This is a genomic window from Kocuria arenosa (assembly GCF_042879215.1).
Taxonomy (GTDB): domain Bacteria; phylum Actinomycetota; class Actinomycetes; order Actinomycetales; family Micrococcaceae; genus Kocuria; species Kocuria arenosa.
Genome location: NZ_JBHZTA010000012.1, coordinates 1 through 21018 on the forward strand (window position 1 = coordinate 1; position 21018 = coordinate 21018).

Annotated in this window: 19 protein-coding genes; 6 read left to right on the top strand and 13 right to left on the bottom strand. The window is 72.9% G+C overall.

The genetic code is table 11. From position 1 onward, the window contains the following. The 3 genes from ACFYE3_RS16465 to ACFYE3_RS16475 form a co-directional block, all read left to right on the top strand. Positions 1–585, top strand: a 585-nt coding sequence (locus tag ACFYE3_RS16465; protein WP_387610885.1) for an ABC transporter ATP-binding protein, incomplete at its 5' end; no start/stop codon positions are given. 113 nt (positions 586–698) lie between these two features. Next, positions 699–2726: a DUF6807 family protein gene (locus tag ACFYE3_RS16470; protein ID WP_387610887.1), complete on the top strand. Its 2028-nt coding sequence runs from the start codon at positions 699–701 to the stop codon at positions 2724–2726. After that, entirely contained in the window at positions 2723–3787 is a 1065-nt protein-coding gene (locus ACFYE3_RS16475) for a M24 family metallopeptidase (protein WP_387610889.1), read from the top strand. Before ACFYE3_RS16470 ends, ACFYE3_RS16475 begins: the two co-directional genes overlap by 4 nt. Positions 3788–3868: 81 nt before the next feature. Here the strand turns inward: ACFYE3_RS16475 and ACFYE3_RS16480 are convergent, their stop codons facing one another. The 9 genes from ACFYE3_RS16480 to ACFYE3_RS16520 form a co-directional block, all read right to left on the bottom strand. Next, on the bottom strand, positions 3869–4960 hold the full coding sequence (locus tag ACFYE3_RS16480; protein ID WP_387610891.1) for a mandelate racemase/muconate lactonizing enzyme family protein: 1092 nt from the start codon (positions 4958–4960) through the stop codon (positions 3869–3871). Next, positions 4957–5943: an NAD-dependent epimerase/dehydratase family protein gene (locus tag ACFYE3_RS16485; protein ID WP_387610892.1), complete on the bottom strand. Its 987-nt coding sequence runs from the start codon at positions 5941–5943 to the stop codon at positions 4957–4959. The genes ACFYE3_RS16480 and ACFYE3_RS16485 overlap by 4 nt, the downstream gene beginning before the upstream one ends. Then, positions 5940–7328, bottom strand: a complete 1389-nt coding sequence (locus tag ACFYE3_RS16490; RefSeq protein ID WP_387610894.1) for a Gfo/Idh/MocA family oxidoreductase — start codon at positions 7326–7328, stop codon at positions 5940–5942. The genes ACFYE3_RS16485 and ACFYE3_RS16490 overlap by 4 nt, the downstream gene beginning before the upstream one ends. A 95-nt stretch (positions 7329–7423) precedes the next feature. Further along, positions 7424–8359 carry a carbohydrate ABC transporter permease gene (locus tag ACFYE3_RS16495; RefSeq protein ID WP_387610896.1) on the bottom strand — a complete coding sequence of 312 codons (936 nt, stop codon included), beginning with the start codon at positions 8357–8359 and terminating at the stop codon, positions 7424–7426. Beyond that, positions 8352–9308, bottom strand: coding sequence for a carbohydrate ABC transporter permease (locus ACFYE3_RS16500; RefSeq protein ID WP_387610898.1), 957 nt, complete (start codon positions 9306–9308; stop codon positions 8352–8354). The genes ACFYE3_RS16495 and ACFYE3_RS16500 overlap by 8 nt, the downstream gene beginning before the upstream one ends. 174 nt (positions 9309–9482) lie before the next feature. Beyond that, the gene (locus ACFYE3_RS16505) at positions 9483–10688 is read right to left on the bottom strand and encodes a glycerate kinase (RefSeq protein ID WP_387610900.1); all 1206 of its coding nucleotides are present in this window, start codon (positions 10686–10688) and stop codon (positions 9483–9485) included. A 1-nt stretch (position 10689) separates the two neighbouring features. After that, the gene (locus ACFYE3_RS16510; protein WP_387610902.1) at positions 10690–11589 is read right to left on the bottom strand and encodes a sugar phosphate isomerase/epimerase family protein; all 900 of its coding nucleotides are present in this window, start codon (positions 11587–11589) and stop codon (positions 10690–10692) included. After that, on the bottom strand, positions 11586–12839 hold the full coding sequence (locus tag ACFYE3_RS16515) for a dihydrodipicolinate synthase family protein (protein WP_387610904.1): 1254 nt from the start codon (positions 12837–12839) through the stop codon (positions 11586–11588). The genes ACFYE3_RS16510 and ACFYE3_RS16515 overlap by 4 nt, the downstream gene beginning before the upstream one ends. Continuing rightward, positions 12836–14038 (bottom strand): Gfo/Idh/MocA family protein, encoded by a 1203-nt coding sequence (locus ACFYE3_RS16520; protein ID WP_387611006.1) that lies wholly within the window; start codon positions 14036–14038, stop codon positions 12836–12838. Before ACFYE3_RS16520 ends, ACFYE3_RS16515 begins: the two co-directional genes overlap by 4 nt. A gap of 156 nt (positions 14039–14194) precedes the next feature. Between ACFYE3_RS16520 and ACFYE3_RS16525 the strand changes: the two genes are divergently transcribed. After that, on the top strand, positions 14195–15193 hold the full coding sequence (locus ACFYE3_RS16525) for a LacI family DNA-binding transcriptional regulator (RefSeq protein ID WP_387610906.1): 999 nt from the start codon (positions 14195–14197) through the stop codon (positions 15191–15193). Positions 15194–15266: 73 nt separating this feature from the next. On the opposite strand, the gene ACFYE3_RS16530 is transcribed toward ACFYE3_RS16525, so the two are convergent. The 4 genes from ACFYE3_RS16530 to ACFYE3_RS16545 are packed head-to-tail and all read right to left on the bottom strand — an operon-like array spanning position 15267 to position 18867. Next, positions 15267–15671 carry a universal stress protein gene (locus tag ACFYE3_RS16530; RefSeq protein ID WP_368823282.1) on the bottom strand — a complete coding sequence of 135 codons (405 nt, stop codon included), beginning with the start codon at positions 15669–15671 and terminating at the stop codon, positions 15267–15269. Continuing rightward, the gene (locus ACFYE3_RS16535; RefSeq protein ID WP_387610907.1) at positions 15668–17221 is read right to left on the bottom strand and encodes a tripartite tricarboxylate transporter permease; all 1554 of its coding nucleotides are present in this window, start codon (positions 17219–17221) and stop codon (positions 15668–15670) included. The genes ACFYE3_RS16530 and ACFYE3_RS16535 overlap by 4 nt, the downstream gene beginning before the upstream one ends. Positions 17222–17260: 39 nt before the next feature. Continuing rightward, positions 17261–17821: a tripartite tricarboxylate transporter TctB family protein gene (locus ACFYE3_RS16540; protein ID WP_387610909.1), complete on the bottom strand. Its 561-nt coding sequence runs from the start codon at positions 17819–17821 to the stop codon at positions 17261–17263. Between the two features lie 44 nt (positions 17822–17865). Then, positions 17866–18867 (bottom strand): Bug family tripartite tricarboxylate transporter substrate binding protein, encoded by a 1002-nt coding sequence (locus ACFYE3_RS16545; protein ID WP_387610911.1) that lies wholly within the window; start codon positions 18865–18867, stop codon positions 17866–17868. A gap of 163 nt (positions 18868–19030) precedes the next feature. Between ACFYE3_RS16545 and ACFYE3_RS16550 the strand changes: the two genes are divergently transcribed. Both ACFYE3_RS16550 and kdgD read left to right on the top strand, forming a co-directional pair. Continuing rightward, a complete protein-coding gene (locus ACFYE3_RS16550; RefSeq protein WP_387611007.1) occupies positions 19031–19915 on the top strand; it encodes a LysR family transcriptional regulator in 885 nt (294 codons plus the stop codon). 133 nt (positions 19916–20048) lie between these two features. After that, entirely contained in the window at positions 20049–20975 is a 927-nt protein-coding gene (gene kdgD / locus ACFYE3_RS16555) for a 5-dehydro-4-deoxyglucarate dehydratase (protein WP_387610912.1), read from the top strand. The last annotated feature ends 43 nt before the right edge of the window (positions 20976–21018 follow it).

Consider the following 21018-nt stretch of genomic DNA (forward strand, 5'->3'; position numbering starts at 1 on the left):
CGCCGGCTGGGGGTCACCACCGTGTACGTGACCCACGACCAGGTCGAGGCGATGACCATGGGCGACCGGGTCGCCGTGCTCAAGGACGGGCTGCTGCAGCAGGTCGACACCCCGCGCAACCTCTACGACCGGCCGGACAACGTCTTCGTGGCCGGGTTCATCGGCTCCCCCGCCATGAACCTGCTCGAGCTGCCCCTGACCGAGGACGGCGTGCTGTTCGGCGGCACCGTCCACCCGGTCCCGCGCGACGTGCTCGGCGCCACCCGGGAGAAGACCGTGGTCCTGGGCGTGCGCCCCGAGGACCTCGAGCAGGCCCCCGCCGGTGAGGGCCTCGCCGTGGAGATCGACGTGGTCGAGGAGCTCGGCGCCGACGCCTACGTCTACGGGCACACCACCGTCCACGGCGAGCAGCACCTGATCACCGGCCGCGTGGACGGGCGCACGCCCCCGAGGGCGGGCACCACGACCTACGTGCGCCCCAAACTGGGGCACGTGCACCTGTTCGACGCCAGGGGCGGGCAGCGCCTCGGGGACCGGACCTCGCCGGGCGCGGGCTCGGCGGCCTCCGCGGCCGCTTCCGCCTGACCCCACCGCCGCGCCCGTCCCCGCGCCTGTCCCCGCCTCCGTCCCCGACCGCCGACCCTGACCCCGACCGCCGACCCCGACCCCGATCCCGATCCCGATCCCCAGGAGAACCTGTGCAGCCCCAGACCGTGTCCGCCCCCGCCGCCCGCACCGCGCCGGAGGGACCCGTGCGGGTCTGCCTGGTGGGGATCGGCGGCTTCGGCGGACGCCACCTCGCGAACATCCGCCGGCTCGAGGACGAGGGCCGCGTCAGCCTGGTGGCGGCCGTCGACCGGCGGGTCGACGACGACGGGGTGCTCGGACCGGGCGTGCCCATGTTCGGCGACCTGGAGCAGCTCGGGGCCGCGCGCCTGGACGTGGACGTGGTGGTGATCTCCACGCCCATCGACACCCACTTCGAGCTCGCCCGGTCCGCCCTGCGGATGGGTGCCGACGTCCTGCTCGAGAAGCCCCCCGTGGCCAATCTCGACCAGTTCGACCGCCTCCTCGAGGCCGCCGAGGCGGCGGACCGGCTCGTCCAGGTGGGCTTCCAGAGCCTGGGCTCCCACTCCTTGGCGGTCGTCGAGCATCTGCTCGCGAGCGGGGAGATCGGGCGGCTCCGCGCGGTCGGCGCCACGGGGCTGTGGTCCCGGGACACGGACTACTTCACCCGGTCCCCGTGGGCGGGACGGCGCCGCATCGACGGCGTGGACGTGGTGGACGGCGTGGTCACCAATCCGCTGGCCCACGCGGTGATGACCGCCCTGCACCTCGCCGGCGCCCGCACCCGCGAGGACGTCGCCGAGCTGCGCACCGAGCTCTACCGGGCCAACGCCATCGACTCCGACGACACCTCGGTGGTCCGGGTGCGCACGACGGCCGGCGTCCCGGTCACGTGCGCCCTGACCCTGTGCGCCGCCGAGCAGCAGGACCCGTTCATCACCGTCGACGGCACGGAGGGGCAGGCCGTCCTGCACTACACCCAGGACCGGCTGACCGTCACGGGGCCCGGGGGGACGCGCGTCGTCGAGTCGGGGCGCACGAACCTGCTCGAGAACCTGCTCGACGCCCGGCTCGGAGGCACCGCGCTGCTGTGCCCGCTGGTCTCCACGGGGGCCTTCATGCGGGTGCTGGACGCCGTCCGCACCGCCCCGGACCCCGTCCCGATCGGCCCCGAGCACGTGCGCTGGGTGCAGGACGGCGGCACGGCACCGCGTGCCGTCCTCGACGGGGTCGAGGACTGGGCGGCGCGGGCGGTCAGGGCCCAGTCGGACTTCACCGGCCTGGGCGCCCCCTGGGCGAGCCCTGCCGCCACCAACAGCAGCGTCGCCGTCGGAGACCGCGAGGTCGCGCAGGTCCGCACGGGCGAGGACGTCGCCCCGACCGCGTCCCCCCGTCCGTTCCTGCACCCCGTCCGGACCCTCGGCGGCACCACCGTCACGGACCAGCAGCCCCTGGACCACGTCTGGCACCTGGGGGTCTCCACGGCGCTCCAGGACGTGGACGGCCTCAACTTCTGGGGCGGGCGCACCTACACCCGGGAGGCGCAGCGCTACGTGTGGCGGGACGACCACGGCCGCGTGGTCCGCGTCGCGGCCCACCACGCCGGCGACCGCCTGGACGAGGAGCTCTCCTGGACGGGCCCGGACGGCGCCGCGGTGCTCACCGAGGAGCGGCGCTGGACGTTCCGCCCCGTGCACGAGCACGCGTGGGAGCTCGGCCTGCGCTTCCGCCTGTCCCCCGCCGGCGAGCGCCCGGTGCGGCTCGGCAGCCCCGGCTCCAACGGCCGGGCCGGCGGCGGCTACGGCGGGTTCTTCTGGCGGCTCCCCGCCTGCACGGACGCGGACGTCTTCACCGCGGACGCGGCGGGCGAGGAGGCCGTGCACGGCAGCACGTCCCCGTGGCTGGCCTTCTCCGCCGACTTCGCGGGGCGCCCCGCGACCCTCGTCCTCCGGCGCGGCGACGACTCGGCCGACCCCTGGTTCGTCCGGCACGCCGGGTACCCGGGGGTGGGCCTCGCCCTGGCCTGGGACACGGCCGTCACGACGACGACGGGGCGGCCGGTCGAGCGGGAGGTGCGCGTGCTCGTCGTCGACGGCCGTCTCGACGCCGCCCGGGCGGAGGCCCTGCTCGGGGACGCGGCCCGGGGCCGGGACGCGTGAGCGCCCCGGAGCGGGCGGAGAAGCGCCGGCGGGTCCTGCGCGTGCTCGACACCCGCGGTGTCGACGCCGTGCTGCTGCAGAGCCACTCCGCCGTGTCCTGGTACCTCGACGGGGCGCGGGTGCACGTCTCGCTCGCCGGCCCGCCGGTGGCCGCCGTCCTGGTGCACCGGGACGGCGACGAGGTCGTGACCTCCGGCAACGAGGCCGCCCGCCTGCTGGCCGAGGAGCTGCCCGCGGACGTCCGGCTGCACGAGGTGCCCTGGCACGGCTCCCTCACGGCGCCGGAGGACTGGTTCCCCGCGGCGCGCTCGATGGCCGTCGCCTCCGAGGACTGCGTCGCCGCGCCGCTGCGGGCGGCGCGAGCCGCTCTGCTCCCGGGTGAGGCGCAGCGCTACGAACGGCTGTGCCGGGACGCCGCGGCGGTGCTGACCGGTGCCCTGGCCCGGGCGACCCCGCGCACCACCGAGCGGGAGCTCGCCGCCGGGCTGACCGCCGAGCTGGTGCGCGCGGGCGCGGACCCCCTCGTGGTGCTGTGCGGCGGCGCGGACCGCCTGCCCCACCGCCACCCCCTCCCGACCGCCGGGCCCCTGGGCCGGCGGGCGATGGCGGTCGTCTGCGCCCGCCGCGGGGGACTGATCGCCAACGTGACCCGCTGGGTGCGCTTCGGCCCGGCGGACCCCGCCGAGGCGGACGCGGAGGCGAGGATCGCGGAGGTCGAGGCGGACGTCCTCGACGCGCTGCGCCCCGGGCTGCCCCTCGCGGACCTGCTGCCGGTGCTCCGGCACGCCTATCCGCGCCACGGCTTCGACGCCGAGGAGTGGACCCGGCACCACCAGGGCGGGCCCGCCGGCTACGCCGGGCGGGATCCCCGGCTCGCCCCGGGGGTGCCGGACCTCGTGCACGAGCACCAGGCCTTCACGTGGAACCCGTCCGCGCCGGGCACGAAGATCGAGGACACGGTGCTGCTGGGCCCCGACGGGATCAGGCCCCTGTCCGTGGACCCGGGCTGGCCTGTGGTCCGGGTCCGGGGCCGGGACCGCCCGGCCGTGCTGGAGCGCTGAGCGCCGCCCGCCCGGACAGCCGGAAGGCCCGCACCCCCGGGGGTGCGGGCCTTCCGGCTGTCCGGGTTCCGGTGCCGGCGCTCAGGGACGCGCACCGTCCAGGGCGGGCAGCGCCTGCTGCTGCAGGACCAGGCCGAGCCCGGGCAGGTCCCGGGTGTCCAGCCGCGAGCCCGTCACCACGACCGGGGACGGCCCGGTCAGGATGCCGAGGTCCGCGAAACCCGCGTCCTCCACGACCTCCACCATGGTGGGCTCGGCGAGGGTCAGGGCCAGCTGCCCGGAGAGGTCCGGCAGCAGGTGCGGGGCGATCCCCACGCTGTGTGCGCGCGCGAGCTCCACGATCCGCCGGAACGGCGTGATGCCGCCCACCCGGACGATGTTCGGCTGGACGACGTCCACCGCGCCGGCCGTGATGAAGTCCCGGAAGCGGTAGATGTTGTGCAGGTTCTCCCCCAGCGCGATGGGGACCCGGCTGAACCGGCGCAGCTGCCGGTAGCCCTCGAGGTCGTCCGCGCGCAGCGGCTCCTCGAGCCACGACGGCCCGAACTCGGCCAGGGCGTCCAGGGCCCGGCGCGCCGTCGGCAGGTCCCACCGCTGATTGGCGTCGATCATGAGCCCGCGGTCCGGCCCGAGCAGCTCCCGGACGGCGGCCACCCGCTCCACGTCCTCGCGCAGGTCGGCCCTGCCCACCTTGATCTTGACCGCGCCGAGGCCGGCGGCGACCCACCGGCGCACCTGGTCCTGCAGCTCGTCCAGGGAGTAGTGCAGGTTCACGCCGGAGCCGTAGACGGCCACGCTCTCCTGCCGCCGGCCCAGCAGCGCGGTGATCGAGACCCCGGCCCGGCGCGCCCGGAGGTCCCACAGCGCCAGGTCCACGCCCGCGAGCGCGACGCCGGTCAGGCCGGCGCCTCCCTCGTGCAGGTGCTTCCAGGCGTCGTCCCAGAGGGCCTCGGGGCTCTCGGAGCGTCCGCGCACGAAGCCCGCGAGGTCGTCGTCGAGGAGGGCCTTCACGGCCGTCGACCCGATGGTGGGGGTCCAGGAGAAGCCGGTGCCGATGGCGCCGTCGTCGGCCACGACCGTGACGGCGACGAGGTGGTTCTGCGGCGCCTCCGGCCCCCAGCCGCGCAGCAGCCGGGCCGTGATGAGCTCCGTGTGCAGGGCTGCGATGCTCACGCGGTGTCCTTCCCGTGCCGTCCGGCGCCCACGGGCTCCCCGGAGGCGGCGGCCACGGGGTCCTCCCGGAGCTCGGTGCGCCAGCTGCGCGCCGGCTCCCAGCCCAGGACCCGGCGGGCCTTGTCGATGCTGAAGGCGGGGGCCGTCCCGGTCAGTCCCGCCGCGAGCTCCTCGCTCCCGGGGACGAACTCGGGGACCAGCTCGGCGAGCGGGCGCCGGGCCAGGGCGTCGGCGGCGCCCACGAGGAAGGTGTCGCCGTTGCGGATCGCGCCCATCCGCTCGAGCAGCGCCTCCAGGAAGGACGTGACGTCGCGCGCGTCCACGTAGTTGAACAGCGCCGGCGCCGCGAGCGCGGGGTCGTCGAGCCGCTCCCGCACGGTGTGGCCCTGCTGGGTCGGGGCGCCCTCCCACTCCTCGGGGGCGATCACGTAGCAGGGACGGAAGGACGCGTAGCGCACGGTCTCGCCCCGGGCCGCGGCGAACATCTGCGCCACCTGCTCCGCCACGTGCTTGGACAGCCCGTAGGCGTGCCACGGCCGGGGCGGGGTCTCCTCGGTCAGCGGGAGCGCGGGCGGCAGCCAGCCCGCCGGGGAGCCGTAGCCCAGCACGGTGGGGCTGCTGGCCATGACGATCCGCCGCACCCCGGCCTCGGTCGCCGCGCCGGCCACGTTGTGCGCGATCACCGCGTTGGTCCGCAGGATGACGTGCTCGGGGGCGCTGAACGGGACGGCGATGGCCGCCAGGTTGATCACGGCGTCCGGGCGGGTGCTGCGCATCAGCGCGTGCGTGGCGTCCGGATCGGTGAGGTCGGCGCCGTGGTGCTCCACGGCGGGGTGCTGGTCGGTGAGTCGCTGGTCGGCGGCGTGGGGGTCGGCGGGCAGGGCCCGGTCGACGCTGACGACGTCGTAGCCGGCCTCCGCCAGCCCGGCGACCACGCTGCGGCCGAGCCGGCCCGCGCCGCCGGTGACGAGGACGCGGCTCATGCCGGGACCTCGCTCCGGTGCGCCCCGGCCGCCGCGCCCAGGTCCAGCTCGGCGATCCGCACGGGCAGCCCGGTCTCGAGGGACCGGTTGCCGGCGATGCCCACGGCCACCGCCGCCACGCCGTCGCGGTAGCCGGAGGGCCGGCCGTACGGGTCCTCGCCGGGGCCCCGGAAGACGTCCGCCAGCAGCAGGCGGTCCCCGCCCCCGTGGCTGCCCGCCCCGTTGCTGATGGCGACCTCCTCCGCGGCGCCCCAGTGGCGCTGGACGGTCAGGCGCTCGCCGCGGCGGCGGACCCCGCCCCGGTGCGGGCCCACCGTGACCGAGGGGTCCACCGGGGAGCCGCCGCTCGCGGGGAGCACGGCCGCCCGTTCCACGACCTCCAGCTCGGCCCGGCCCTCGGTGCCGTTGACGGCCACCCGGTACCCCTCCCACGGGGAGTGCGCGTTGAGGGAGTAGGAGAGGGTGGCGCCGCGGGCGTAGTCCACCACGAGCGCCAGGTTGTCCTCGATGCTGATCCCGTCCGAGAACACGTCCTGGTCCCGGCGGTACCCGTCGTGGTGCTGGTGGTCGAGGTAGAGCCGGCTCAGTCGCTCGTCGGTGCGCAGGTCCAGGGCGAAGGGGTCGCCCCCCTCGACGTCCCGTCCCGCGGTGCCGGCGAGCGCCCGGGCCTCGGCGTTCTCCCGGCCGTAGAACCGCAGCCCGCCCGAGGCGAAGACCCGCTCGGGGGTGTCGGCCAGCCACCAGTTGACCAGGTCGAAGTGGTGGGAGGACTTGTGCACCAGCAGCCCGCCGGAGTTCTCCTTCTGCCGGTGCCAGCGGCGGAAGTAGTCGGCGCCGTGCACGGTGTCGAGCATCCAGCTGAAGTCCACGGAGGTGACGGTGCCGATCCGGCCGGACGCGACCACGTCCTTGAGCGCGGTGTTGCGCGGGGAGTACCGGTAGTTGAAGGTCACCACCACGTGGCGGCCGGTCTCCTCGACGGCCGCGCTGATGCGGCGGCATCCCGCCGCGTCCACGGTCAGGGGCTTCTCGACGACGGCGTCGGCCCCGGCGCGCAGCGTCTCGCAGATGTAGTCGGCGTGGGTGGCGTCCGGGGTGGTGATGATGACGCGGTCGATCCCCTGCTCCCGGATCGCCCGGGTGAGCTCCGCGGGGTCCAGGACGCCGATCCGGACGCCCGACGTCTCCTCGGCCAGCCGGCGGTAGTGCTCGGCCCGCCCGGGGTTGGTGTCGCCCACCGCCACCAGCTCGGCGACGTCGGCGTGGTCGTCCAGCAGGGAGCGGAGGTACATCTCGCACCGGTTGCCGGCGCCGACCAGGACGTACCGGGTCCGCCTCCCCTGCCGGGCCGTGCCGTCCGTGCCGCTGTGCTCTGCGCTGTCCATCGATGGCTCCTGGTTCTGGGGGTGGGTGTGCGGTGGGTGGAGCGGTCCCGGTGTCCCCGGCCCGGGCGGGCCGGGGACACCGGGACCACCGGCCGTTACTTGATGCCCGTGGTGGCGATGCCCTTGACGAGGAACTTCTGTCCCACGAGGAAGGCGATGAACACGGGCAGCAGGGACACGATCGACATCGCGAACAGAGAGCCCCACGAGGACTCCCCGGAGGCGTCCACGAAGGCCCGCAGCGCCACGGGGACGGTGAACATGTTCGGGTCGGTCAGGTAGATCAGGGCGCTGAAGAAGTCGTTCCAGGTCCAGATGAACGTGAAGATCGTGGTGGTGGCCAGGGCCGGGACCATCATCGGCAGGATGATCTGCCCGAAGATCCGTGCGTGCCCGGCGCCGTCGATCCGCGCCGCCTCGTCCATGTCCTTGGGGATGCCGCGGATGAACTGGACCATGAGGAACACGAAGAACGCGTCGGTGGCGAGCAGCTTCGGCACGATGAGGGGCCAGAAGGTGTTCACCCACCCGATCTGGGAGAACATGATGTACTGCGGCACGATCACCACGTGGAACGGCAGCATGATCGTGAGGAGCATGAGGGCGAAGGCCGGCTTCTTGAAGCGGAACTCCAGCCGGGCGAACGCGTAGGCCGCCATGGAGCAGGAGACCAGGTTCCCGACGATGCACCCGAGCACCACCACCGCGGAGTTGAACAGGTACACGCTGAACGGGCTGGACAGGGCGCCCCACCCGTCCGAGTAGTTCGCGGTCTCGAGCGTCTGGAGCAGGATCCCGGGTTCGCGGAAGATGATGTCGTCGGGGCGCAGGGAGCTGGCCACCATCCACAGCAGCGGGTAGATCATCACGCCGCCGGTGAGGATCAGCGCCAGGTGCTTGAGCAGGGAGCGGATCCGCGCCCGCGTGCCGGGCCCCCGCTTCGTGGCGTGCTCCGAGGTCCCGGACGGCGCCGGGTCGGAGCCCTGCTCGAGCGTCGGGGCGGGGTCGTAGGCGATTGTCGAGTTAGTCATCGTAGAACACCCAATACTTAGACGCGATGAAGTTGAGGGCGGTGAACGCCCCGATGATGACGAGCAGCAGCCAGGCCATGGCCGCGGCGTAGCCCATGTCGAAGCGGCCGAAGCCCGTCTGGTACAGGTAGAGCGTGAAGAACATCGTCGAGTCGGACGGGCCTCCTCGGCCGCCGGAGACGATGAACGCCTGCGTGAAGGACTGGAACGCCTGGATGATCTGCAGCACCAGGTTGAAGAAGATGATGGGGCTCAGCAGCGGCAGCGTGATCCGGAAGAACTGCGTGATCCTGCCGGCGCCGTCGATGGAGGCCGCCTCGTAGTACATGGTGGGGATCTGGCGCAGGCCCGCGAGGAAGATGATCATCGGGGCCCCGAAGGTCCACACGTGCAGCAGGATGATGCTGCCGAGCGCGGTCCGGGGATCCGCGATCCAGCCGATGCCCTCGATGCCCACGAGCGCCAGGACCTGGTTGACCAGTCCGGAGGTGCCGAAGAGCTGCTTCCAGAGGATGGCGATGGCCACCGAGGAGCCGAGCAGGGACGGCAGGTAGAAGACGGAGCGGTAGAACGCGAGGCCGCGCAGGCCCCGGTCGAGGACCATGGCGATCGCCAGGGCCAGGATGAGCTGCAGCGGCACCCCGACGAACACGTACGTGAAGGTGACCTGCAGCGAGTTGTGCAGCCGCTCGTCCGCCAGCATCCGGGAGAAGTTCTCCGTCCCGATCCAGTCGGGCGCCCGCATGAGGTTGTAGTCGGTGAACGAGAGGTAGAGGGACATCAGCATGGGGCCCAGGGTGATGACCACCAGTCCCACGATCCAGGGCGCCAGGAAGACCGCCGCCGCCCTGTTGTCCCGCCGCTCGGCCCGGGTCCTGCCCCGGGACTTCTTCGCCGGGCTCTGCCCCTCGGGCAGGCCCTTGCGGGTGATCTCCTCCACGACGCTCATGCCGGGACCACCTCCCGGACCGTCCGCGCACGGGGCCCCCGGTGCGGTCCAGCGTGGATGTGACTCGATGTCATCGGTATCTCCTCGGAACGAGTGGGAAAGCGTTTTCCAGAGCTGCGTTGCGTCCAGGCTAGTGGCCGTCCGGTGTGACGTCAACCACAAATCTACGGCGGTTCAGGCCCCGGTTGCGGGGACGGCGCGCCCCCGGACGGCGGACGACGCCCCGGCCAGGAGGCGCAGCGCCTCCACCGTCGCCGGCGGGCCGTAGCGCTCCGCCTCGTCCTGGGCCGCCCGGACGGAGGGTGCGACGCCCACGAGCGAGGCCGCCGCCAGGACCCCCGCGCCACGCAGCTGCTCCGCGGACAGGGCCAGCTTCCCGGCCACGGCCACGACGGGCACGCCCCGGGCCGCGGCGAGGGCGGCCGCGGCGAGCGGCGCCTTGCCCTGCAGCGACTGGAGGTCCAGCGACCCCTCGCCGACGACGAGCAGGTCCGCGTCCTCGAGCTGCTCCTCGAGCCCCACGAGGGAGGACACGAGGTCGAAGCCGCGCTCGAGCGTCGCCGGGGTCAGGGCCAGGAAGCCGGCCGGGAAGCCGCCGGCGGCGCCGGCCCCCGGGAGCAGGAACGGACGGGCGCCCTCGAGACCGGCCAGCAGCCCGGCCCAGCGCCGGAGCGCGGCGTCCAGCTCGCGCCGGGCGGCACGGTCGGCGCCCTTCTGCGCGGCGAAGACGTGCGCGGCCCCGTCGGGGCCGTGCAGCGGGTTCTGCACGTCCACGGCCAGCCGCAGCCGCACCGCGCGCAGCCTCGGGTCCAGGGCGGAGGCGTCCAGGCGGGCGGCGGACAGCAGCCCCTCCCCGCCCAGGGGAACGGGGGCGCCGTCGTCGTCGAGGACCTCCAGGCCGAGCGCCCGCAGGGCGCCCGAGCCCCCGTCCGTCATCGCGGAGCCGCCGAGGCCGACGACGACGTCGGTCGCCCCGGCGTCCAGCGCCGCCCGGATCAGCTGGCCGCAGCCGTAGCTGTGCGCCGCGCGGGCCGTTGCGGGACTCGGGCGCACCTGGTCCAGACCGCTCGCCTGGGCGGACTCGATCACCGCGGCGGTGGCGCCGGAGGGCGCCGTGAGCACCGCCCAGCGCGCCCGCACCCGGCCCTCCACGGCGCCCCGGACGAGAGTGCGGCGCAGCCGCGCCCCGGCCGCCACCGCGGCGTCGACCGTGCCCTCGCCCCCGTCGGCCAGGGGTACGCAGCGAATCCGAGCCCCGGGCCGGTGCCGGCGCACCCCGGCGGCGAGCACGGCGGCGGCCTCGGCCGCCGTCAACGACCCCTTGAACTTGTCGGGGGCCACGACCACCCGGGGGCGGTCGCCGAGCTCGTGCGGCCCCACGTCAGGCGGTCGCGGCAGCGGGTGCGCCGGTCAGGGACGGCAGCACGATGGACTCCCAGCGCTCCTTCATCACGGCGAGCACGACGTCCGGGTCCTGGTCGAAGATCTCCTGGTTGAAGATCTCGACCTCGACCGGGCCCGTGTAGCCGGCGGCGGCGACCCAGCGACCGATCGTGCCGAAGTCGATCACCCCGTCCCCCATCATCCCGCGGGAGAGCAGGGCGTCGGAGGCGATCGGCAGGTTGAAGTCGCAGACCTGGTAGGACGCCAGCCGCCCCTCCGCCCCGGCCCGGGCGATCTGGGCCTCCAGCCCGGGGTCCCACCAGACGTGGAAGGTGTCCACCACCACGCCCACGGCGTCCACCGGGTGCGGGGCCGCGAAGTCCAGGGCCTGCCCGAGCGTGGAGAGCACAGCCCGGTCGGCCGCGTACATGGGGTGGAGCGCCTCGAGCACGAGGCGCACGCCGTGCTCCCGGGCGAAGGGGACGAGCTCCGCGAGCCGTTCGGCCACGCGCTCGCGGGCCGCCACGAGGTCCTTGTCGGCCCGGTCGCCCTCGCCGCCCAGGACGTGGGCCGCGGCGGGCAGGCCGCCGACGACCATGATCAGCTCGCTCGTGCCCAGGACCTGGGCCTCCCGGATCGCGTCCCGGTTGCTCTCGAGCGCGGCCCGCTGCCCGGCTTCGTCGGCCGCCGTGAGGAAGCCACCGCGGCACAGGCTGGAGACCTGCAGGCCCGCCTGGGAGATGATCCGGGCCGCGTTCTCGAGCCCGGCCTCGGCCACGCGGTCGCGCCACACGCCGATGTGCCCCAGCCCGGCCCGGGCGGTGGCGTCCACGGCCTGCTGCAGGGTCAGGCCGCGGGTGGTGCCCGTGTTCAGCGACAGCTGGAACTCCGCGCTCATGCCGCACCTCCGGTGCTGCCGGCCGACGCGAGGACCGGCGCGCCGAGGCCCGCCCCGTCCAGGAAGGTGGTCATCCGCCGCGCGGCGAGCTCGGGGTCGAGCAGCAGCCCGGCGCGGTCGGCCAGCCGGAACACCTCGACCAGGTGCGGCACGGAACGGCCCGAGTGCAGCCCGCCGACCATCTGGAAGCCGGGCTGGCTGCCGTTGAGCCACGACAGGAACGCGATGCCGCACTTGTAGTAGAAGGTCGGGGCGCTGAAGACGTGGCGCCCCAGCTCCTCCGTGGCGTCGAGGATCGCCCGCGCCCGGCCGGGCTCCCCGGCGTCGTAGGCCTGCAGCGCGGTGGACGCCGCCGGGTAGATGCCCGCGAAGATGCCCAGCAGCGCGTCGGAGTGCCGGGTGCCGTCGCCGTCGATGAGCTCGGGGTAGTTGAAGTCGTCGCCGGTGTAGAGGCGGACCCCCTCCGGCAGCGCCGCCCGCAGCCGGGTCTCGTGCGCGGCGTCCAGGAGGGACACCTTCACGCCGTCGACCTTGCCCGGGTGGGACCGGATGAGCTCGAGGAAGGTCTCCGTGGCCGTGCCCACCGCGTCGCTGCCCCAGTAGCCGGTCAGCGCCGGGTCGAACATCGTCCCGAGCCAGTGCAGGACCACCGGGTGCCGGGCCTCGTCCAGCAGCTGGGAGTAGACCCGCAGGTAGTCGTCGGCGTCCCGGGCGGCCCGCACGAGGGCGCGGGAGGCCATCAGGACGACCTTCGCCCCGGCGCCCTCGACCACCTCGACCTGCTCCCGGTAGGCCTCGACCACGGCGCGCAGCCCGGTCTCACCGGCCGCGACGCCCGCCGGGTCGAGCTGGTCCGTGCCCGCCCCACAGGCGATGAGGTCGCGGACGGTCCTGCCCTCCAGGGCAGGGTTCCCGGTGGCCAGCGCCGCCGAGGCCTCGGCGGTCGAGCGCCGGATCAGCTGCTGGGTGGCCGGCCAGTCCAGGCCCATCCCGCGCTGGGCGGTGTCCATGGCGTCGGCGACGCCCAGCCCGTAGGACCAGATGTCGTGGCGGAAGCCCAGGGTCGCGTCCCAGTCGAGCTGCGCCGGCGCCCCGGGGGTGTTGTCCCCGAGCGCCAGCGGCACCACGTGCGCGGCGGCGTAGGCCTTGCGCGCGGTGAGGGGCGCCTGCGGCCGGGTCCAGCTCCCCGGTCCGGCGAGCACGTGCTCGGTCAGGGACCCTCCGGCGCCGGGCAGGAGCACGGCGCTCACCGGACGGCTCCGGCGGTGCGCCGCTCGGCGGGGGACAGCTCGATGGCCGGGATGTCGATGGTGCGGCGCTCGGCCGAGGACTGCAGGCCCAGCTCGGCCAGCTGCACCCCGCGTGCGGCGGAGAGCAGGCCGAACCGGTGCTCGCGGCCCGCGACGACGTCGGCCAGGAACTCCTCCCACTGCGCCTTGAACCCGTTGTCCAGCTCCGCGTTGGCCGGCACCTCCAGCCACTGGTCGCGGAAGGACTCGGTGACGGGCAGGTCCGGGTTCCAGACCGGCTTGGGCGTGTGGGCCCGCTGCTGGGCCACGCACTTGTTCAGCCCGGCGACCGCCGAGCCGTGGGTGCCGTCCACCTGGAACTCCACGAGCTCGTCGCGGTAGACACGCACGGCCCAGGAGGAGTTGATCTGGGCGACCACGGGATCGCCCTCGGGGGTCTCGAGCTCGAAGACGCCGTAGGCGGCGTCGTCGGCGGTGGCGGGGTACTCGAGGCCCTGCTCGTCCCACCGCGCGGGGATGTGCGTCACGGCGGTCGAGGTCACGGACCGGACCGGCCCCACGATGCCCTCGAGGACGTAGTTCCAGTGGCAGTACATGTCGACGGTCATGGAGCCGCCGTCCTCGCGCCGGTAGTTCCAGGACGGGCGCTGGGCCTCCTGGTGCTCGCCCTCGAAGACCCAGTACCCGAACTCGCCGCGCAGGGACAGGATCCGGCCGAAGAAGCCCTCGTCCACGAGCCGCCGCAGCTTCACGAGACCGGGGAGGTAGAGCTTGTCGTGGACCACGCCGGCGGTGACGCCGCGCTCCTGGGCGAGCTGCGCGAGCTCGACGGCCTCCTCCAGGGTCTCGGCGGTCGGCTTCTCGGTGTAGACGTGCTTGCCGGCGCGCATGGCCTTCTTCAGCGTCTCCGCCCGGAGGCTGGTCATGGAGGCGTCGAAGACGATGTCCACGGTGGGGTCCTCGATGACCGCGTCGAGATCGGTGGTCCAGTGCTCCACGCCGTGCCGGCGCGCCAGCTCGGCGACCTTGGCCTCGTTGCGACCCACGAGGATCGGCTCCACGGTCACGCGGGTGCCGTCCGGCAGGGTCACTCCTCCCTGGTCCCGGATGGGCAGGATCGAGCGCAGCAGGTGCTGTCGGTAGCCCATGCGGCCGGTGATGCCGTTCATGGCGATGCGGAGAACTCGGGGTTCGGACATCATCAACTCCAGAGGATCTAGGAAATTTGTAGGAAAGCGCTTTCCACTCTAGGGTTGGCTCAGTGTGACTGTCAACACGTTTCCGCCACCGGACTCCCCCGGCCCGCAGGGACGAGACGCCCACCGGATGCGGTGGGAAGGAAGCAGGACCGGACCATGAGCGCAGTGACCCTCTCCCAGGTGGCCAGGGAAGCCGGGGTGTCCCTGGCCACGGCGTCCCGGGTGCTCAACGGTTCGGACCGCCGGCCGGCCGAGCACATCGCCGAGCGCGTCCGGGACGCCGCGGAGACCCTCGGCTACGTGGCCAACGCCCAGGCGCAGGCGCTGGCGCGGTCCACCACCGGGCTGGTCGGGCTCGTGGTCCACGACATCGCCGACCCCTACTTCTCCTCGATCGCCAAGGGCGTGCAGCGCCGGGCCCGCACGGACCGGCACCAGCTGCTGCTGGCCGCCACCGACGGCACCGACCAGCTCGACGCCGTCGCGGCCTTCGCGGCCCACCGCACCGACGCGATCATCATGGCCGGTTCGCGCCGCCGGGAGATCGACCCCCGGCTGCTCGCCGAGCTCACCCGCTACCAGAAGAACGGGGGGCGGGTGGTGACCATCGGCCAGGCCTGGCTCGAGGGCGCCGGGTCCGTGACCATCGACAACCGCGGTGCCGGTTCCGACCTGACGGACATGCTGATCGGGGCCGGCCGGACCCGCTTCGCCTTCCTGGGCGGACCCGAGGAGCTGGCCAGCGCGTCCGAGCGCCGGGCGGGCTTCCGCTCGGTCCTCGAGCGGGCCGGGCTGGCGGTGGAGGCCGAGGTCACGGAGGACTTCAACAGCCAGGGCGGCTACGAGGCCGCCAGGCGCCTGGTGGACCGGCTCGGCCCCGAGGCCGTCCGCGGGCTCACGGTCGTCGTCGGCAACGACGTCATGGCGCTGGGCGCGATCGCGGGCTTCCGGCACGCCGGGCTGGCCGTGCCGGACGACCTGTGGGTGGCCGGCTTCGACGACATCCCCAACCTGCGGGACTTCTCCCCCGGCCTGACCACCGTGCGCTTCCCCCTGGAGCAGATCGGGGAGACCGCCGCGGACATCGCCCTGAGCCACGACGAGGCCCGGATCGAGCACGTGGTGGGCGAGATCGTGCGGCGCGAGAGCGCCTGAGCCCGGGCACGCACAAGGCGCCGCGTCCGGACAGGAGTCCGGCGGCGGCGCCCTGTGCCTGCCGGTCGGCGGCTCAGAGGTGCGCCTCCCCGGCCTTCACCGCCAGGACCGGCCGGTCCGACTGCAGGAGGATCCGCTGGGCGTGCGAGCCCATGATGAACTTCCCCACCTGGGAGCGCTGGCGCAGGCCGATGACGATCCGGGACACGTCGTGCTCGCGGGCGAGGTCGAGGATCTCCTGGGCGAGGTCGTCCCGGTGGGACGGCTGCAGCACCGTGTGCGGGACGCCGGCGGACTCGGCGGCCGAGGTGACGCGGCGCAGGTCGTCGTCGGAAGCGACCGACCTGTCCGCCAGGGCGCCCTCGCGCACGGAGTTCACGATCAGCAGCCGCTCCCCCCGCAGCCGGGCCTCCTCGATGGCGGCCTGGACGGCCGCCTCGCCGACGGGAGTGGGGACGTAACCGACGAGGATGCTCATGCGTTCTCCTTGACAGGGGTGCGGTCGGAGACCTCGTCGGCCGGCCCCACGGGGGACGGCCGGGAGGTCCTGCGACGGCGGAGGGTGGACTGGATGACGGGCAGCACGGCGACCAGCACGAACAGCAGCAGCAGGGTCGCCGAGATGGGACGGGTGAAGAACCCGGTGACGTCTCCCTCGAAGACCAGGAGGGAGCGGCGCAGGTTGGACTCCAGCAAGGAGCCGAGGACGAAGGCCAGCACCAGTGGGCCGGGCTCGAAGCCGAACTTCTTCATGAGGTAGCCGACGGCGCCGAAGACCACGACGAGCATGACGTCGAACATCGAGTTGTTGATCGTGTAGGCGCCCAGCATCGTGATCAGCACGGTGATGGGGGCGAGGATGGCGCCCCGCACCCGGAGGATGCGCACAAAGACCCCGATGAGGGGGATCGACATGATCAGCAGCAGGATGTTGCCGATGTACATCGAGTTGACCACGCCCCAGAACAGCTCGGGGTTCTGCTGGACCAGCTGCGGCCCCGGGGTGACGCCCTGGATGAGCAGGGCGCCGAACATCAGGGCCATCGTGGCGTTGGCCGGGATCCCCAGGGTGAGCAGGGGGATGAAGGAGCTGGTGGCCGCAGCGTTGTTGGCGGTCTCCGGCCCGGCGACGCCCTCGATCGCGCCCCTGCCGAAGCGCTCGGGCTGCTTCGCCCGCTTCTTCTCCATGGCGTAGGCGGCCATCGAGGAGATCGTGGCGCCGCCGCCGGGGAGGATGCCCAGGAAGAAGCCCAGGACCGAGCCGCGGCCGATGGCCCCGGAGGACTGCTTGAGATCCGCCCGGGAGGGCCAGACGTTGGAGACCTTGTCAGGCGCCTTGGCCGCCCGGTGGCGCTCCTCCAGGTTGTGCAGGATCTCGCCGAGGCCGAACAGTCCCATGGCGACGGGCACGAAGTCGATGCCGTCGGCGAGGTTGACGTTGCCGAACGTGAGCCGCTCGGCGCCGGTGAAGATGTCCCGGCCGACCGTGGCCAGCAGCAGCCCGAAGCACGCGGCGATCAGCGCCTTGGACTTGTTGCCGTTGCTGATGGTGGCGACGAGCAGGATGCCGAGCAGGGCGAGGGCGGTGTACTCGGGCGGACCGAAGTCGAGGGCGAAGCCGGCGACCAGCGGTGCCAGGAAGGTGAGACCGACGATCGCGACGGTGCCCCCGATGAAGGAGCCGATCGCGGCGATGCCCAGCGCGGTGCCGGCGCGCCCCTGCTTGGCCAGCATGTAGCCGTCGAAGACGGTGACGACGGAGCTGGCCTCACCGGGCAGCCGGAGCAGCACGGAGGTGATGGTCCCGCCGTACTGGGCGCCGTAGAAGATGCCGGCCAGCATGATGATCGCTGTCACCGGCTCGATGCCGTAGGTCAGCGGCAGCAGGATGGCGATGGTCGCGGCGGGGCCCAGGCCGGGCAGCACGCCGATCAGCATGCCGATGGTCACGCCCAGCAGGCAGTACAGGAGGTTGGTCGGTTGGAGGACGACGCCGAAGCCGTCCAGGGCGGGTTGCAGGAAGTCCATGCGGGAGCCTTTGGTTGGTGGCCGCCGTGGCGGCGGCCGTCAGAACAGGTGCGGGATCGACGTGCCGAGGGCAGTGATGAAGATCAGGTAGAAGGCGACGACGACGAGCGCGGAGTACAGTGCCGCGGCCCGCCACGTCTCGCCGCCGAGGAACTTCATCCAGATGAACGACAGGAGCAGTGCGGGGATCTCGAACCCGATCACGGGCATGAGCAGCACCAGTCCCAGGAGGGTCACGAGCCCGTAGGCGGCCAGCAGCGACTCCCGGGTGAACTTCTCCCCCTCTCCTCCGCGCCGGCCCAGCACCATGTGGGCCAGGCCGATCACGACGGCCACGATGCTCACCACGAAGGGCCACATGCCGGGGGCCGGCTGCTGCGGCGTGCCCAGTCCCATCCGCAGGGACAGCAGGGCCGCCGCAGCGGCCAGCACCGTGACCGCCAGGGTCGAACCAAGCGCCGCCACGCGGCCGCCGGGTGGCGGGCCCTCGGCCTCCCACTGGGCGGCGAGCTGCTCCGGGGTGAGGTCCTCGACCGCCGTCTCCTCGTCGTGGAGGACGTCGGCGACGGAAGCCGTGTCGTCCGGGCGGGGTTGCTTCATGGAGTCGCTCCTGGCTGTGGTGGTCGTCATGGCGGCGCCGGTCCCTACTCGGCGAGGGAGATGTCGTGCTCCCTGACGAGCTGCTCGTAGCGCTCGGCGAGCTCGGTCCACTCCGCCTCGACCTCCTCGCCCGAGACCTCCCACGGGGTGAGCAGGTTCTGCTCGTTGAACTGTTGGTAGGTCTCCGACTGCACGGCGGCGTCGAAGGCCTCGACCAGCCGCGCCTTGACGTCGTCCGGGAGACCCTCGGGGGCAGCCACCGCCCGGTACTGGGAGACCGGGACGTCGTAGCCGGACTCGACGGCGGTGGGCACGTCGGGCAGGAACTCGTTGCGGTCCTCGGAGAACACCACGATGGGCATCACCTCGCCGGCGTCGATCTGCGACTTGGCCTCGCCCAGCTGGACGGTGGCGACCTGCACCTGATCGCCCAGCACGGCGGTCAGCGCCGGAGAACCGGAGTCGAAGGGCACCTCGGTGCCGCTGATGTCGGCCTGCGCGAACAGTACGGTCTGCGCCAGCTGGGAGCCGGTGCCCACGCCCGTGGTGCCGTAGCTGAACGAGCCCGAGGCGCCCTGTACGTCCTCAAGGCTCTCGAACCCGGATTCCTTGCTCGCGACCATGACGTAGTCGTCCTGGGACAGGCCCTTGAGAACCTCGACGTCGTCCAGGGACACGGCCTCCTCCTCGCCCACGGCCAGCGGGGTGATGGTGATCAGCGAGGCGTTGAGCAGCACCAGGTTCTGGCCGTCGGCCGGCGCGCCGGCGACCTCCTCCGTGGCGAGGGCACCGTTGGCGCCGGGCTTGTTCACGACCGGCATCGGGACCCCGAGGTCCTCCGAGGCGGCGTCGGACACGGCGCGCGCGATGAGGTCGGTGGATCCGCCGGCGGCCTGGCCGACGGTCAGGGTGATGGGATCCGCAGGGAAGTCCTCCCCGGACGCGCTCCCGCCCCCGCCGACGTTTCCACCGCAGGCGCTGAGCGCGAGGAGCGACGTCGCTGCGGTCACGCCGACGAGCGCCGTGCGGAACGAGGTGTTCTTCATGGGTTCTCCTGAATGTGTGAGGGATCAGAACCGCCCGACCGGGTGGCGAGAGGACTCGCGTGTCTGTGAGTGGCATCACAGGCGGATCGATTCCCGAGCCTAAAGAGAGATGATGATGCCTGTCCAAGCCAATTCGTGCATTGAGTAATACCCGGAGGACATGATGTTCACACTCGATCAGGCACGGAGCTTCATCGCCGTCGCCGAGGAGCTGCACTTCGGCCGCGCCGCCGTGCGGCTCAACATGACGCAGCCTCCCCTGAGCCGCCAGATCCAGAAGCTCGAGAAGACGGTGGGGGTCGAGCTCCTGGAGCGGGACAACCGCCGGGTGGCCCTCACCGCCGCTGGAAGGGCGTTCCTGGTCGAGGCCCGCAAGCTGGTGGTCGCCGCCGACCGGGCGCCCCTCCTGGCGCGCCGGATCGCGGCCGGACGCTCAGGCGTGCTGCGGATCGGCTTCACGGCGGCCTCCGGCTTCAGCCTGCTGGGCCCGCTGCTCAGTGAGATCGAGCAGGTGCTGCCGGACGTCGACGTCGACCTGCAGGAACTGGTGACCGGCGAGCAGCTGCAGGCGCTCGAGAACGGCGACCTCGACCTCGGGCTCGCCCGGCCGCCCTTCGACACGGAACTCTTCGAGTCGCAGCTGCTGCTCGCCGAGGACCTGTACGTAGCCGTCCCGGCCGACCACCCGCTGAGCACCCTCAGGCGTCCCGTCACGTCGACCGACCTCAAGGACACCCCGCTGATCATGCACTCCCCCACCAAGGCGCGGTACTTCTACGACCACGTGGTGCGGCTCGTGGAGGTGGAGCACCGCAATGTCGTCCACACCGTCAGCCAGGTTCTCACCATGGTGGCGCTCGTGGCCGCAGGGAGAGGCATCGCCTTCGTCCCGGAGTCCGCCCGGCTCCTCGGCATCGACGGCGTGTCCTACCACCGGCTGGCCAGCAGCTCCTCGGGCTCCGTCGAGCTGCACGCCCTGTGGGACCGCACCTCCAAGAACCCCGCCCTGCACCACCTGCTCGACCTCCTGCGCACCCAGCCGCACTGAGTTCAGCAATCGATGCCCTCAGGGCATGACTCCATTCAAAAACGGCCTTGGACAGCATCAAAAGTCCTCCCTAGGGTGAGACGTGATTCACAGGCAGAACGCCTCCCCTCGACCCATACAAAGGACGACGACCGTGGCCACACACACGCCCCAGGAACTGGCGGACAAGCTCAAGGACGGTCTCCTGTCCTTCCCCGTCACCGCGTTCGACCATGACCTGCTCTTCGACGAGACCGCCTACCGCGAGCACCTGGCGTGGCAGGCCAGCTACCCCGTGGCCGGCCTGTTCGCCGCCGGCGGTACCGGTGAGGGCTTCTCCCTCACCCCCGAGGAGACCGCCACGGTGGTGGCGGCGGCCGTGAACGAGGTCGGCGGCCGGGTCCCGGTGCTGGCCCCCGCGGCCGGCAACACCGCCCAGGCCGTGCGCAACGCCCACGACGCGGCCGCCGCCGGCGCGGAAGGCCTGCTGCTGCTGCCCCCGTACCTCACCGAGTGCGACCAGGACGGACTGCTCGCCCACGCCTCTGCGGTGTGCGCGGCCACCGACCTCGGGGTGATCGCCTACAACCGGGCCAACGCCATCTACTCCGCCGAGACCATCGCCCGTCTCGCCGAGCGTCATGAGAACTTCATCGGCTTCAAGGACGGCATCGGCGACATCGAGCACCTGACCAAGGTCTACGCCCGCAACGGGGACCGCCTGTTCTACCTGGGCGGGCTGCCCACCGCGGAGACCTTTGCCCTGCCCCTGCTGCAGCTGGGGATGAGCACCTACTCCTCGGCGATGTACAACTTCGTGCCCGAGTTCGCCCTGGAGTTCTACCGCGACGTCCGCGCCCAGGACCGGGTGGCCGTCACCGACAAGCTCAACCGGTTCGTGCTGCCCTACATCGAGATCCGCGACCGGGTGAAGGGCTACGGGGTCTCCATCGTCAAGGGCGGGCTCAAGGCAGTCGGCCGCGACGCCGGGTCCGTGCGCCCGCCGCTGCAGGACCTCACCGAGGCCGACCTCGCCGACCTCACCGCCCTCATCCAGTCGGCCGTCCTGCAGAAGGCGTAAGGGCAGGCTCCGTCCCGCTCCGCCCGACGCATCCGATTCACCA

What these genes read in the sequence shown, in the direction of transcription:
- ACFYE3_RS16540 (WP_387610909.1), bottom strand. Translation starts at nt 17,821, where the DNA reads ATGAAGCAACCCCGCCCGGACGACACGGCTTCCGTCGCCGACGTCCTC.
- ACFYE3_RS16500 (WP_387610898.1), bottom strand. Translation starts at nt 9,308, where the DNA reads ATGAGCGTCGTGGAGGAGATCACCCGCAAGGGCCTGCCCGAGGGGCAG.
- ACFYE3_RS16520 (WP_387611006.1), bottom strand. Translation starts at nt 14,038, where the DNA reads ATGTCCGAACCCCGAGTTCTCCGCATCGCCATGAACGGCATCACCGGC.
- ACFYE3_RS16550 (WP_387611007.1), top strand. Translation starts at nt 19,031, where the DNA reads ATGTTCACACTCGATCAGGCACGGAGCTTCATCGCCGTCGCCGAGGAG.
- ACFYE3_RS16535 (WP_387610907.1), bottom strand. Translation starts at nt 17,221, where the DNA reads ATGGACTTCCTGCAACCCGCCCTGGACGGCTTCGGCGTCGTCCTCCAA.
- ACFYE3_RS16485 (WP_387610892.1), bottom strand. Translation starts at nt 5,943, where the DNA reads ATGAGCCGCGTCCTCGTCACCGGCGGCGCGGGCCGGCTCGGCCGCAGC.
- ACFYE3_RS16490 (WP_387610894.1), bottom strand. Translation starts at nt 7,328, where the DNA reads ATGGACAGCGCAGAGCACAGCGGCACGGACGGCACGGCCCGGCAGGGG.
- ACFYE3_RS16545 (WP_387610911.1), bottom strand. Translation starts at nt 18,867, where the DNA reads ATGAAGAACACCTCGTTCCGCACGGCGCTCGTCGGCGTGACCGCAGCG.
- ACFYE3_RS16495 (WP_387610896.1), bottom strand. Translation starts at nt 8,359, where the DNA reads ATGACTAACTCGACAATCGCCTACGACCCCGCCCCGACGCTCGAGCAG.
- ACFYE3_RS16525 (WP_387610906.1), top strand. Translation starts at nt 14,195, where the DNA reads ATGAGCGCAGTGACCCTCTCCCAGGTGGCCAGGGAAGCCGGGGTGTCC.
- ACFYE3_RS16510 (WP_387610902.1), bottom strand. Translation starts at nt 11,589, where the DNA reads ATGAGCGCGGAGTTCCAGCTGTCGCTGAACACGGGCACCACCCGCGGC.
- ACFYE3_RS16530 (WP_368823282.1), bottom strand. Translation starts at nt 15,671, where the DNA reads ATGAGCATCCTCGTCGGTTACGTCCCCACTCCCGTCGGCGAGGCGGCC.